Genomic DNA, 13,160 nt, shown 5'->3' with positions numbered 1-13,160 from the left:
CCCGCTAGCCGACCTCGAAAACGACGACAACGTCGTTTCTCCCGCGAACCTTAGCATTGCCTAAGAGATGTGTGGGCAATGAGGAGCCGATGCGTTCGGCGGTCGCCGCGCTCGCAACGATCTCGGTGCCGAACTCCTTGGCCGTCGCGACCAGCCGGCTGGCCAGATTGACCGTGTCGCCGATGGCCGTATAGCTCAGTCGCTCGGCCGAACCGATGTTGCCGATCAGCGCCACCCCCGTGTGGATACCGATCCTGACCCGCGGCGCACCGTCGCCTTCGGGCCGGGGTAATCGTTCGCGTATCGCCACGGCAGCCCGGCAGGCGCGCAGGGCGTGGTCGGGAACCTCGCCGGGCGCGTTCCAGATCGCCATCACCGCGTCGCCGATGAACTTGTCCACGATCCCGCCCTCGCGGTGGACAGCCTCGGTGGCGATGGTCAGGAACTGGGTCAGATAGGGCTCGACGTCGGGACCCAGCCGCTGCGCAAGTTCGGTGAAGCCCGGAAGGTCGGCGAACATGACGGTGACCTCACGCCAGGTTCCTCCGGGTCTCGGCTCTAGGCCCCCGTCGACGAGCGGGCGGACGATGTCGAGCGGCATATAGCGCGAGAACGCCGAAAGGCCGGCGGCCATGTTGCGCAGCGCCAGCGAGAGGTCGTTCAGTTCGGCAAGAAATGTCGGGCGATGTCGGATACGCTCGAACGCGAACCGCTCGACCTTGCGCAACTCTTCAACAAGCACCGCGACGGGGCGCGAGAAGAGCAAGTTGGCGAAGACCGCGGCGCTTGCGGCGGCGGTCAGCGACAGCGCAATCACCGTCGCAAAGACCACACGCGTGCTTCGGTCTATCTCAGCCGTAAAGGCGGAACGCGGGATAGCGGTTGCCAGACGCCATTTACCGAAGGGCAGCGGCATGGCCGAGACATGCACAGGCGACGAGCCCGCCGTGATTGTTCGGAATGCCATCTGACCGTGGTCGAACAGTGATGCGATCACCGCCGAGGTCAGTTGACCAGGCGGATAGTCTCTCAATCGGGAAGCGCGAAGTGTGCCAGTGGGCACGGATGAAGCGAGCACGGTATCGTCGCTTCCGAGCAGAAAGACCTCCCCCATCTGGGCCAGCGAGAGTCGCTGCAAGTCGGCGGACAGTCTCTCGAGCGGCACCGCCACCATCACAACGCCGGCAAACTCCCCGTAAACCTCGACCCGTCGCGAAACAACGACGGATGGTTCGAATCCGGCGGGCAGGATGTCGGCCATGCTCCAGGATGTTTGCTTCGCCGCGAGGCCGTGCCGATACCACGGCGAACCCTCGGACACATAGGCGCTTTCGCCCTTCTGCCGTCGCACGAACATGACGTCGCCCGGGACTATCCGGTAGAGGTCGCGTCGCAGCGACCTCGGCAGGCCGGACCTTGCAGTTCCGATCTCTATCATTTCAACGCCGCCGTCATGCGATCGTGCGCCGAAGAACCGCCCGTCCGGGAACCCGAAGCCGATCCAGCCGACCCGGTGCTCGGATCGCAGTAGCGACAGGAACACATGCTCACGACGCGCCTCTTCCTCGGCACTCAGCGCCCCCTGGAACAGCATCGAGCGGACGATCTCGGTGGTCGCCTCGGCGCCGGCGAAGGTGCTTTCGAGATCGCGACGCACCGCGGCGACACTGCTGACTTCCAGGGTTGCGACTATGGTGTCGACATTTCGGGCAGCGGCTTGCCGCCAGAGAAGATGCACAAACAGGGCCGTTGACATGACGGCGAGCAGGAGAAGCAGTGTTACAGCCCGACCAAGCCCCACACGAGGCAGGCCTACGCGGGTGAGCGCCGTTGCAGCACCTAACTCAGCGCCGAGCGTCGGGCTGGTCAGTGATAAGCCGCGCGCTGCGGTCGAAGGTTGCATAGGCCCAGGCCCAGTCGAGAAAGACGATCATGCGGTTGCGGAAGCCGACCAGGAACCACAGATGTGCGAAACTCCAGACCAGCCATGCGGGGAAGCCAGAAAACCGTGCACGACCGAAATCGGCGACTGCCGCCTTGCGCCCGATCGTGGCGAGGTTGCCGAGGTCCCGGTACGCGAAAGCGGGCAGTGAACGCCCGCGCAGGCGAGCGGCGATGTGGCGGGCCACGTAGCGCCCCATCTGCTTGGCCGCCGGGGCCACGCCCGGCACAGGCCGGCCGTCGGGGCCTCGCGCATTGGCCGTATCGCCGATGGCGTAGATGTCGAGATGGCCAGGCACGCTGAGGTCGCCAGCCACCATGACCCGTCCGGCCCGGTCGGAGTGCGCACTGATCCACGTGGCCGCCGCGGACGCAACAACACCGGCGCCCCAGATGATGGTCGCGGCCGGAATGCGTTCGCCGGACTGAAGCGTCACCCCGTCGGCGTCGCATCCGGCGACGGCTTCGGACACTCTGACTTCAACCCCGAGGCCGAATAATTGTCGTCGAGCCTTTTCGGAAAGGTCTGGCGGAAAGGACGGCAGGACGCGCGGGCCGGCTTCGAGCAGGACGACCTTTGCCGACGTAGCATCGATGTTGCGGAAATCGGCCGCGATCGCCTTGCGGGCCAATTCCGCGATCGCCCCGGCCATCTCGACGCCCGTAGGGCCGGCGCCGACGACGGCGAAGGTCAGCAGCCGGGCCCGCTCCGTTTCGCTGTCGGATGCTTCCGCTTTCTCAAACGCGGTGAGGATGCGGGCCCTAATCGCCGTTGCGTCGCCGACGGTCTTCAGCCCCGGGGCGAACGCCTCCCATTCATCGTGCCCGAAATAGGCATGGCGAGCGCCGGTCGCGAGGATGAGGTAGTCCCAGCCTAGAGTGCGTGAACAGGTGGTCACCGTCCTGGCCGAAGGATCGACCGCCTTCACGGTTTCCATGTAGACGGTTGCATTGCGTTGCTTGGCGAGGATGCGGCGGATCGGAGTCGCTATCTGCGCCGGCGACAGGCCAGCGGTCGCCACCTGGTAGAGAAGCGGCTGGAACAGGTGGTGGTTGCGCTGGTCGATCACGGCGATGTCGACCGGCGCGTTTCGCAGACCGATCGCGGCATTGAGACCGGCAAATCCGGCTCCAAGGATGACCACCCGCGGGCGTTTTGGTGCCCTGTCGGCGCGGGCGGCGGGTACCCGCGACAGCGCCTCCGGCGCAACTTCGGAATGTTCGCGCCACATGATCAGTTCCTCAAGCGATAGGCCTGCTCGGCGACATGATCGAGCGAGAAGGCGCCGGCACCGCGCGCGAGAACAAAGAGAAGTAGCGCGAACCAGAGGAAATGCTCTCCCCAACTTTGTGGGAAGACGAAGAGCTGGATCACCGCGACAACGCCGATCAGCATGGCTGCACCAAGACGAGCCAAGACGCCGACCGCAATCATGACCGACCCGCCCAGTTCTGCCGCGGTTCCGAGAATGGCGGCTGTATTCGGGTCCAGAAGTGGCAGGTTGTATTCGTAGGTGAACAGCTGCTGGGTCACCTGCCAGGAAGCCAGCTTTGTCTGTGCCGATTTCCAGAAGACATGTGCCACCGCAAGCCGAGCTGAAAGCTGCACGAGGGAGAAAGGAATGTGCTCGGGCAGCTTGAGAATCTGGCGCACCCTGCTGGCGAGCCCGTTGCCGCTTGCGACGCGAAGGTCAGTCATCGCGGTCATGATGGAGGTCTCCTGTTGTTGGTTGGCCGTCATCTTCTTCAGTCACGGCCGTGACGAGGCCGTCTTGGAACAGGCGCAGGATTGCGCTGCCGAGATCGAAACGCGGATCGTGGGTCAGGGCGCGTGTTGCAGCACGGTTCAGGCCCTGTCCGTTGGCAAGCGCATGACGAAAGGCGAACTCAGCGGCATCGTGTAGTCGGAACCGGACGATCTCGCCCTCGCGCCACAAGCAGATCCGCTCGCTGTGGGTGCGGGCGAGGACAGACCCGTCAAAGTCGTCCGGCTTCTGATGTGCCGTCCAGATCGACAAGGCTGGCCGATTGGCAACGAACAGCCTCAGTGACGGCTGCAATTGAAGTTCCGGCGCAGCGGCATCCATCGCGGTAGCGATTGCAGACAACGGGCAGGATGGCTGCGCAGGGGCGTCGAGTGCCTCCGCAATGAACCATTCGAGCCGGGCGGTCTCAGCGACGAAAGGCATCTGCGTCAGTCCGTCGAAGGAACGCAGGAAACACGGAAAACGCTCACCGTGGCGGACGAGCCGTGGTTCGCCGGGTGGGTGCCGGCGAATGAACGCCGCTGCCGCGTAGCGGAAATAGCGCTCGTCGACGAGTCGTGCGGTGACCGGGAACACGGCCATAAGGGTTGTGGTCAATGAGGAGATTGTGTTGTTGCGATAAATGCGCAGTCGTGAATAGGCATCGGCGCGTCCCGCCGATACCAGGGCAGACAGCCCCATCACATTGCCGTCAAGGACAGATCGAGCAATTCGGCGCTGCAAGGCTTCAAGCGACAGCACGGCGGTTTCTCCTCTCAGGATAATTCGCAAGCGATGCCGCCGGCCTGACCAGATGAAACGCCTTCAGGACTGGGAGCCGAACGGGCGCAGCGCATTGGTCGGCCGTGACCGGTCCCAACTGTCCGCCGGCGCCTGAAGCACTGCCGGCACCGTCACGGGCCAGGGCACCCATTATCAGGTCAGCCCACATGGCCTCCCCGAGGAGCACGTCGAGGCTGGGGAGATCGCTGTCCCATTCGATCAAGGTCGGGCGCCGGCCGATCCGTTCGATCACCCGCGCATAGAGGGTCCAGACTGCTGGGGGCACCCGAGATCCGTGGTCGTCGATGAGGACCGGCCCGAAATCCGTGTCGTTGGCGGCGTGACCGGCGAGGTGGATCTCACCCACGGCAGCGCCCGGCAGGCCGGCAATGAACTCATCTGCGTCGAAGCCGAGGTTGTGCGCGGAGACGTAGACGTTGTTCACGTCGAGAAGCAGGCCGCACCCGGTGCGGGAGACAAGCTGCGCGAGGAATTCGGCCTCACTCATGGAGGCGCCCTCAAGCGCGATGTAGGCGGAGAGATTTTCGATAAGCAATGGGCGACCGAGGGCGCTTTGAACCTGGTCGACGTTCCGCACGACGAGCGCCAAGGCTTCATCGTCGTACCGAAGCGGCAGGAGATCGTTCAGAAAGGCACCGTCGGCCACGGACCAGGCGAGGTGTTCCGAGACAAGGTCTGGCTGAAGGCGATCACACAGGCGAACCAGTCGGGCAAGATGATCGCGGTCGATCCCATCGGCGCTGCCGAGCGACAGCCCGACTCCATGGACGGAAAGCGGATAGGACTGGCGCAGCGTCTCAAGGTTGGCGACCGCAGAACCGTCGCCCATGTAATTTTCGGCGTGGACCTCGAGCCACCCCGCGGCGGGCCGCCATTTCAGCATGTCGCCGATGTGGGGCGCGCGAAGGCCTATGCCGGCAGCTGCGGGGATCGGGAGAGGGTGGAACTGTCTCGGCATGCGGGCCTCCTCCGCGGGATGGCTCGAAGATGGCGGTTACGCTTTGGGCTGATTGCTGCCGCCGGCGAGCTTTGCGCAGGTGCCGGCGGGCACGTAGACCCAAGCGTCCGACTGGTTGTCGACGGTTGAAGTGCCGGCACAGGAGTGGGTCGCGGTCTGGCAGTCGTTCTGGCCAGCCTTGACGACACCGTAGCATTTCTCGAACGCAAAGTTGGGCTGCTCCGCAGGGGTCTGTGCCGCAGCCGTAGAGAGCGCGGCGGCCGCAGCAAACGCGGTGCCGATCAGGGTCTTGGTGTTGATCATGGTATTCTCCGTCTCGGTTGGATGAAGTCGCGGACCTCAGAGGTCCGTCCGGAACAAGATCGGCGATTGCTTCACTGATCTGAAATGCCGCTTCCGCATGGTTTCGATAGGTGCCCCCTATGCGCTGCCGGTGACAAAAAAGACCCTCCGGAGCGGGACTTCGGAGGGTCAGGTGCGCCTGCGGCGGGAGAGGGAGGATGCAGGCGGACTTCACAGGTAGCGGGCGGCGATATCGACGGTGGATTGTCGGCCGATGCTGTCATGATGGGCGCGCAACCACTCGTCGGCGCGCTCGCGGCCACGGTCCCGCAAGTCTGTGAGCGCCTCCCAGTCGGCGTTGAGCTTGCTGGAGACGGAAAGCTTGCGCATGGCTTCATCGTCCGAGATGCCGTGAACGAAGACGCGCTTCAGATCGAGGGTGCCGGCGGCGTCCATATCGATCAGCTTTGTTACGAACGCGATGGCGCGCATTTCTCGCAGGAGCGATGAATTGAAGCTGATTTCGTTGATCCTGTTGAGTATCTCGGTGGCGGTCCGTGGCACATCCTCGCGTTCGATCGGATTGATGTGGACGATTAGAACGTCTGGTGCCGCGCAGGAATAGATCAGCGGGAAGATGGCCGGGTTGCCCATATAGCCGCCATCCCAATAGGCCTCGCCGTCGATTTCGACGGCCTGGAACAGGAACGGCAGGCATGCGGACGCCATGATCGCATCGATGGACAGTTCGTCATTGCCGAAGACCTTGACCTTGCCGCTTCGAACATTGGTCGCGCAGATGTGGAGCCTGATCGGGCAACGGGCAGCGCGAATGGCGTCGACGTCGATCGACTGTTCGAGCACCCTTCGCAACGGGTTCAGGTTCAGAGGATTGAATTGGTATGGCGACATCAGCCGCGTGACTAGGTCGAAAGCCAGGAACGCCGGCGAGTTTTCAAGCGCGCGGGAGCCGGTTGCCCTGTCTAAGAGGCTTGGTTGCAGCGGACTGAACATGGCCGCGTGACTTACGCGGCGCCAGAAGTTCGTGAGCGCCTTTTGCGCCCCGGTCCGACCTCCCTCGGCCAACCCGTAGGCGAGCACGGCCGCGTTCATCGCACCGGCACTGGTTGCGACGACGCCTTCAAACGAGAGGTTTTTCTCATCGAGCAGCCGGTCGAGGACGCCCCAGGTGAACGCGCCGTGCGCACCGCCCCCTTGAAGGGCAAGGTTGACGGTCCTGGGTTCGCGCACTACCGGGGTTGCGGACGGTGCAGGAAGGGCTTCTGAAAGCCGGGTGACTTTGGCATGCGAATTCATGTGATTTCCTCCCGCCCCGGGTGGTGAGCGATGTCCCGGACGGATGTTCAGTGGGCGGTCCAGCCGCCGTCCACCGGCAGCGCCGTCCCGGTGATCGATGCCGCACAGTCGCTGCACAGGAATACCGTAAGCGCTCCCATCTCTTCCACCGTGGCAAAGCGGCGGGTCGGCTGGTTCTTCAGGAAGACGTCGCGGATGACGGAATCGCGAGCGATATTGTGTGACGTCGCCTGGTCATCGATCTGGCGCTCGACCAGCGGGGTCCACACATAGCCGGGGCATATGGCATTGCAGGTCACGCCATCCTCCGCGCCCTCCAGGGCGACCACCTTGGTTAGGCCGATGACACCGTGCTTGGCGGCCACGTAGGCGGCCTTGAAGGGCGAGGCGATCAGCCCATGCGCAGACGAGATGTTGACGATACGGCCGAAGCCGCGCTTGCGCATAGGCTCGAACGTCGCCTGGATCAGATGGAACGCGGACGAAAGGTTGATCGCAAGGACCGCGTCCCACTTCTCCGGCGGGAATTCGGCGATCGGCGCGACATGCTGGATGCCTGCATTGTTGACCACGATGTCGACCTGGCCGAAGCGCATGACGGCACGATCGACCATCAGCCGGATGGCGTCTGGGTCAGACATGTCGGCACCGTCATAGGCGATGTCGACGTCGTTCTCCTCAGCCATCGCGCCGCGGTTGTCCTCAATCTCGGCGGGATTGCCGAAACCGTTGAGCATGACAGCCGCGCCGGCACGGGCCAGAGCTTCGGCAATTCCGAGCCCGATCCCGCTCGTAGACCCGGTGACGATCGCACTGCGTCCCTCAAGCGGTCGGCGCCCGGTGTCCGGGGCCAGCGCGGTCTTCGGCATCTTGAGCATGTTCTGTCTCCGTAATGCTGTGGCCACCCAGAGCGGCCGATTGCCAAAGACACTGCCCAAATCCCGCTCAACAGAAAAATGCCGCCATGCTATGAATTCCATACCCGCATAGCATTGGTTCAAGGTGCTCCCGCGCGCGAGGATCGGGCCATGGACATTCACCACATCCGCTACTTTCTCGCCGTCTGCGAAACGCGCAACTTCACCCGCGCGGCTGAGCGCTGCAACGTCACGCAGCCGGCCCTGTCGCGTGCGATCCAGCAACTGGAGGATGAGGTTGGCGGATTGCTGTTTCGTCGTGAGCGCAACCTCAGCCACATCACCGATCTGGGTGCCTTGCTGCGGCCGCGGTTCCAGCAGATCCTCGATGAACTGACCGGTGTTCGCCAGGAAGCTTCACGGTTCCTTTGCTTGGAAGACGCGAGCCTCAAGGTTGGCGTGATGTGCACGATCGGACCACGTCGTTTCACCGGCCTGCTCGCCGACTTCCACATGCGCCACAAGGGAATTCAACTGCAACTTGTAGAGGGCGTTCCAGGCAAGCTTTCAACGCTGCTCGAGGCAGGTGACATCGACGTCGCGCTGATGGGCACCAGTGAAGGGTTTCCCGAGCGATTCGATGTGAAACCTCTGTTCCGCGAGCGCTTCATGCTGGCCTTTCCGTCCGGACACCGCTTTGGCGGGATGGCGGCCATCCCGGTCGCCGAGGTCGCCGGAGAAAACTACCTGCGCAGGCTCAACTGCGAATACCGCGACCATCTGGCCAACCTGTGCCTCGACCACGGTGTAGCGCTACGCATCTCCTATGAGAGTGAACGCGAAGACTGGATCCAGAACATGGTCGCGGGTGGGCTCGGCATCTGTTTCATTCCCGAGTTCAGCGCAGTCATTCCAGGATTGCACGCACGCCCGGTGGTCGACCCTGAGGTGTGGCGGGAGGTGTGCCTGGTGACGGTGGCCGGCAGGCGCTTTTCGCCCGCGGTCGCCGCTTTCGTGGGTGCCGTGAAAGCCTATGGATGGCCGGCGAGCCCTCAGCCAGAGACGCACAAGAGTGCTGCCTGAGCCAAGTTGAACGACCGCCGCTCCGCGCCCCGATCGATACGCGCGCGCTATCAAATCCAGAAGGAGGCGGCATTTCCGCTCGGGCGCGCCCCCCGGCAATCTCCTGCGTATGCCCCGGCTGTCCGCCGGGTGCGTCAAACGGAGATTTCGTCCAATGAACACACTAACCATTTCCATGTCCCGCCGCTCGCCCCTTGCAGCGATGGCCGCCCTCGGGCTGCTCGCTGTTGCCTCGCTGCACGCAATTCCGGCGGCGGCCGGTGATTGCCCGGCCGACCAGATCGCCGCCGGCGCCACCGCTCCTGGCGCCACCGCACCCGAGGGCGTCACCGACGATGTGCTCGCCGTGATCGATCTCAGCCCGAAGGGCAAGGCCTGGGAAGGGCACATGTTCCGCATGCGCAAGCTGGTCGTGCAGCCCGGCGGTGTCGTGCCGTGGCACGAGCATTCCGCGCGTCCCGCCAACATCCTGATCGCCGAAGGTTCGATCACCGAATACCGCAGCTCGTGCAAGGTGCCGATCGAGCATGTAGCCGGCGAGGTTGCCGTCGAGTTCGGCGACCTTGCGCACTGGTGGAAGAACAACGGCTCCGTCGCTGCCGTTCTCTACTCTGCTGACATCCTGCCGCCGGAGATGCATGACGACCGGACCATGTAGTCCGCCCGCATTCTTCCTTCCACCGTCTTGCGCGCATCCCCGGTTCTCCGGGGATGCTGCGTTTTCACCTCCGGAGCAGTCCCATGACAGTCGAAAAGGTCGCTGCAAGGCGGCATCCAGCCATGACCGCGCATGCATGGCACTATGGTGTCATAGCCCTGATCGCGTTCCTTACCCTGGTTGACCTCTTTGCCGCCCAGGCCATCCTCCCGTCGCTGGTCAAGGAATTCGACGTTAGCCCGGCAGCCATGGGTTTTGCGGTGAACGCGAGCACTTTCGGCATGGCGGCGGCCGGCCTCGCCGTGGCCTTCTTCGGCCGCAATCTCGATCGCCGCAACGGCATCTGGATCAGCCTGGTCATCCTCGCCCTTCCGACGACCCTTCTTGCCTTCACCCACGACCTGACCCTCTTTGCCGTGCTGCGCGTGGCGCAAGGAGTGTGCATGGCGACCGCCTTCACGCTCACTATGGCCTATCTTGCCGAGCACTTCGAAGCGGGCGCGGCCACCGGAGTGCTCGCCGCCTACGTTACCGGCAACGTCGCCAGCAACTTCTTCGGGCGTCTGCTTTCAGCGGCGGTCGCAGAGACGCTAGGCCTGTCCCTGAACTTCCTCACCTTCGCTGGGCTTAACCTTGCGGGAGCCATCGTCGTCTGGGTGACCCTGAGCCGAAACGAGGACCTGCTGACGACCGAGTCGTCCGGCGCGGCGGTGTCTGGTGGCGCATGGAAGTTGCCGCTTGCCGATGCCCAACTGCGGGCGTCATTCGCGATCGGCTTCCTCATCCTCTTCGTCTTCATCGGAACGTTCACCTATGTGAACTTCCATTTGACGGCTCAGCCCTTGAGCCTGTCGCCGATGGCGCTGGGGTTGGTGTATTTCGTCTTCTTGCCGTCCATGGTAACGACTCCGCTCGCCGGCCGCCTGACAACCCGGCTGGGCGCACGCCACGGCATTCTGGCGACGCTCGCGTTGGCCGTGGCCGGTCTTGCAATGCTCATCTCTCCGAGTCTGCCCGCGGTGCTTGCCGGTCTCATGCTTGTTGCAGTCGGCACCTTTCTCGCCCAGGCGATGGCAACCGGCCATGTCAGCCGCACAGCACGCAGCGAGCGCGCGGCGGCGAGCGGCATCTACCTCGCATCCTATTACGCGGGTGGCCTGGCGGGTGGCTTCGTGCTTGGCATCACCTATGACGGCTTCGGTTGGAACGCGTGCGTCGCCGTCCTTGCTGCCGCGACCCTCGTGGCCATGTTTGTCGCGCGCCGGTTGTCGTCGCCCGATGCCTGAACGCGTTCACCGCCGTGACTGCGATCAACACCAGGCATCGAATCGGGTCCGCGACGGCATTATCGCCGGGAACGAGAACCGGTCACGGTGGTGCATCGCCCGGGACGAAGCCGGGCTGTCCAATCAGGAGACAAACATGATCAGGAAAGTCAGGACCTACCTCGCCTGTGCTGTGCTGGCGACAGCCGCGGGCCCCACTTTTGCCGGCTCACTTGACGGCGACGGTATCGTCACCGTGAAGAGCGCTTATCCGGTCGCCGAAACCATCGAGCGTATCCAGAAGGATGTCATCTCCAAGGGGATCACCTGGTTCGGCATCGTCGATCAGGCCAAACTCGGCAATGCCGCCGGCAACGAGGTGCTGCCGTCTACACTGCTGATGTTCGGCAATCCCGCGCTGGGCACGACTTTCGTGACGGCCAGCCAGACGGCCGGGCTCGACTGGCCGGTGCGGGTTCTGGTCTACGAGAATGCCAAAGGGGAGGTGTTTGCTGCCTATACAGATTTCGCCTGGATTGCGGATCGTCACGGCATCACAACCCGCGACGCGGAGTTCGCGATGGCCACCAGCGTCATCCAGTCAGTGACGGCATCGGTTCTTGGCGACTGAGCGGCAGAACGTGGCGCCTGCGGTAGCATGCTGCTGGCCGCGGGCGAATTCCCGCGACGTGACGGGCACTGCACGCTTCGGTGCTTTCCGGCTTCAAAGACCGTCATGTCGTCGCTCGTCCGGCCAAGGAGGCGGATGACAAGGGCGGATAGGTGCGCGCCCTACTCTGGGCGCCAGAACGCATCCGGACCGCTGCTGAGCGATTTTCCTAGGACTTCGATGATGGGTCAGAATTCCACTATCGGTGGCTCCCGCTGGCACTGATGAGCTTGGCTCCTTGCCCCCCGGGGTTCAATGTCGGCTGATCGTAGATTTCGCCCCCGTCCGAGCGCCTACGGCGACAACCGCCTCCTGATCTCGCCCAACCTTGCTTCCGGAGTCCGTTCGGTGATCAGACGCTTGCCATCGGACAGCGCGTAGATGCGTTCGTGCAGGCTGCGCACGTTGGCGACAGAGACGAAGCGGTTGGGTGACCTGGATTCTACCAGGAGTGCGTGGCCGGATCGAATGTCTTTCTGGATCCGCGAGAAATCACCGGGTCCAAGAACGAGTCCGTAGTGCTGATAGAGGCGCCGATGAAAGTGCCAATGGTGCTTCGGAATGAAAGCGCGATTCCAGCGGGAATCAAATGATGTTTGGTAGGGCATGATGTGTTCAGTCTCACGATCGGCACGCAGCGAGGCGCCCTGCTACTCAGGATGCGTGGCACTACGCACGTTCTGCGGCTTTGCGAGATGGAGGGAGTCGGACGACCCGCTGGTGTCGGCACGGGGAAACGCCGATCGGCGTCCTCGTCCTGCTCGGCTGGCTTACTTGCCGAAGATGCCGCGGATCGCTTTCTGGGCTTTCGTGGTCAGCGTCGGGTCGCTGTGATCTGACGCCGAGCGGATCTCTTCTAGCCAAGCCACCTCGTTGGCCGTGACGGGCGTGCCGAAGATTTCCTTGTGCAAGCGGGCCAGCGCCGAGTCTTGCTGCTCGACGGCCAGCATGAAGAGACGCGTCGGATCGCATTCGAGCGCCTTGGCCATGGCCGGCACCCGATCGAGCGGCAGCTTGGTCGCCCCGCTTTTGATCATGGCCAGCGTGTTGAGCGCGTTGAAGCCGGCTTCCGCGGCGATCTCGAGCTGTGTCTTGCGAGGACGCAGCTCGAGAATGCGCTTGTCGAGAAACTTCACAAGCCTGGTATGGGCAAATGGCTTACCGATCGTCTTCTTCATGAACTCACCTTATCACCTGACCGCGCATCGTTGCGCTATCAACGTCTATAGCGATCAGCTATTGGGGCGAGCGCGGGGGACATGGCGAAGTGCAATGTGTCGTCATCGTCGGCAATGTTCCGATAGGCCGCAACTGGGTTCGGCCCGAAACGGGTCAGCAGGCGAGAAGCAGGTCCAACTCCACCACGTCAGGTTCGTTGAACCTGACGGCCGCTACGCAATCTCGTGCTAAGTGCTTGGTTTTGATGGTGGGCGTGACAGGGATTGAACCTGTGACCCCTACGATGTCAACGTAGTGCTCTCCCGCTGAGCTACACGCCCATCAGCGCCGCGCATAGACCACACATTCCCGTCCGGCGTCAATGCCGAAAATCGTGGGCGGATGCCTCGCGCGGATGTCGG

General features: G+C 63.5%; 14 protein-coding genes and 1 tRNA gene. 4 read left to right on the top strand and 11 right to left on the bottom strand.

Annotated elements, in window-relative coordinates; genetic code table 11:
- Positions 1–4 precede the first annotated feature (4 nt).
- The 8 genes from FQ775_RS14575 to FQ775_RS14540 all read right to left on the bottom strand — a co-directional run bounded on the left by FQ775_RS14575 (position 5) and on the right by FQ775_RS14540 (position 7,916).
- Complete coding sequence (locus FQ775_RS14575; RefSeq protein WP_167812985.1) at positions 5–1,756, bottom strand: adenylate/guanylate cyclase domain-containing protein; 1,752 nt, start codon at positions 1,754–1,756, stop codon at positions 5–7.
- Between the two features lie 88 nt (positions 1,757–1,844).
- A complete protein-coding gene (locus FQ775_RS14570; RefSeq protein ID WP_146301435.1) occupies positions 1,845–3,173 on the bottom strand; it encodes an NAD(P)/FAD-dependent oxidoreductase in 1,329 nt (442 codons plus the stop codon).
- A gap of 2 nt (positions 3,174–3,175) precedes the next feature.
- Positions 3,176–3,649: a DoxX family protein gene (locus FQ775_RS14565; protein ID WP_146301434.1), complete on the bottom strand. Its 474-nt coding sequence runs from the start codon at positions 3,647–3,649 to the stop codon at positions 3,176–3,178.
- Positions 3,633–4,448 carry an HvfC/BufC family peptide modification chaperone gene (locus tag FQ775_RS14560; RefSeq protein WP_146301433.1) on the bottom strand — a complete coding sequence of 272 codons (816 nt, stop codon included), beginning with the start codon at positions 4,446–4,448 and terminating at the stop codon, positions 3,633–3,635. Before FQ775_RS14560 ends, FQ775_RS14565 begins: the two co-directional genes overlap by 17 nt.
- Positions 4,435–5,448 carry an MNIO family bufferin maturase gene (bufB, locus tag FQ775_RS14555; RefSeq protein WP_146301432.1) on the bottom strand — a complete coding sequence of 338 codons (1,014 nt, stop codon included), beginning with the start codon at positions 5,446–5,448 and terminating at the stop codon, positions 4,435–4,437. The genes FQ775_RS14560 and bufB overlap by 14 nt, the downstream gene beginning before the upstream one ends.
- A gap of 36 nt (positions 5,449–5,484) precedes the next feature.
- Positions 5,485–5,751 (bottom strand): BufA1 family periplasmic bufferin-type metallophore, encoded by a 267-nt coding sequence (locus tag FQ775_RS14550; protein WP_146301431.1) that lies wholly within the window; start codon positions 5,749–5,751, stop codon positions 5,485–5,487.
- Between the two features lie 210 nt (positions 5,752–5,961).
- The gene (locus tag FQ775_RS14545) at positions 5,962–7,047 is read right to left on the bottom strand and encodes a patatin-like phospholipase family protein (protein WP_146302101.1); all 1,086 of its coding nucleotides are present in this window, start codon (positions 7,045–7,047) and stop codon (positions 5,962–5,964) included.
- 47 nt (positions 7,048–7,094) lie between these two features.
- Complete coding sequence (locus FQ775_RS14540; protein WP_432420071.1) at positions 7,095–7,916, bottom strand: 3-hydroxybutyrate dehydrogenase; 822 nt, start codon at positions 7,914–7,916, stop codon at positions 7,095–7,097.
- A gap of 159 nt (positions 7,917–8,075) precedes the next feature.
- On the opposite strand from FQ775_RS14540, the gene FQ775_RS14535 reads away from it, so the two are divergent.
- From FQ775_RS14535 to FQ775_RS14520, 4 genes are all read left to right on the top strand, one after another.
- Positions 8,076–8,987 (top strand): LysR family transcriptional regulator, encoded by a 912-nt coding sequence (locus FQ775_RS14535; protein WP_146301429.1) that lies wholly within the window; start codon positions 8,076–8,078, stop codon positions 8,985–8,987.
- 154 nt (positions 8,988–9,141) lie between these two features.
- Positions 9,142–9,645 carry a cupin domain-containing protein gene (locus FQ775_RS14530; RefSeq protein WP_432420025.1) on the top strand — a complete coding sequence of 168 codons (504 nt, stop codon included), beginning with the start codon at positions 9,142–9,144 and terminating at the stop codon, positions 9,643–9,645.
- Between the two features lie 83 nt (positions 9,646–9,728).
- Positions 9,729–10,931, top strand: a complete 1,203-nt coding sequence (locus tag FQ775_RS14525) for an MFS transporter (RefSeq protein ID WP_146301428.1) — start codon at positions 9,729–9,731, stop codon at positions 10,929–10,931.
- 136 nt (positions 10,932–11,067) lie between these two features.
- On the top strand, positions 11,068–11,541 hold the full coding sequence (locus FQ775_RS14520) for a DUF302 domain-containing protein (protein ID WP_146301427.1): 474 nt from the start codon (positions 11,068–11,070) through the stop codon (positions 11,539–11,541).
- A 332-nt stretch (positions 11,542–11,873) separates the two neighbouring features.
- Here FQ775_RS14520 and FQ775_RS14515 read toward each other — a convergent pair whose 3' ends face one another.
- The 3 genes from FQ775_RS14515 to FQ775_RS14505 form a co-directional block, all read right to left on the bottom strand.
- Positions 11,874–12,188, bottom strand: coding sequence for a hypothetical protein (locus tag FQ775_RS14515; RefSeq protein WP_146301426.1), 315 nt, complete (start codon positions 12,186–12,188; stop codon positions 11,874–11,876).
- Between the two features lie 162 nt (positions 12,189–12,350).
- Entirely contained in the window at positions 12,351–12,758 is a 408-nt protein-coding gene (locus FQ775_RS14510) for a helix-turn-helix transcriptional regulator (protein WP_146301425.1), read from the bottom strand.
- 246 nt (positions 12,759–13,004) lie between these two features.
- Positions 13,005–13,079: transfer RNA gene (locus tag FQ775_RS14505), tRNA-Val, on the bottom strand.
- Positions 13,080–13,160: the final 81 nt, after the last annotated feature.

The sequence above is a fragment of the Nitratireductor mangrovi genome, from assembly GCF_007922615.2.
Classification (GTDB): Bacteria; Pseudomonadota; Alphaproteobacteria; order Rhizobiales; family Rhizobiaceae; genus Mangrovimarina; species Mangrovimarina mangrovi.
The sequence above is the reverse complement of the archived record's forward strand: the minus strand, read 5'-3'. Positions and strand labels throughout refer to the sequence as shown.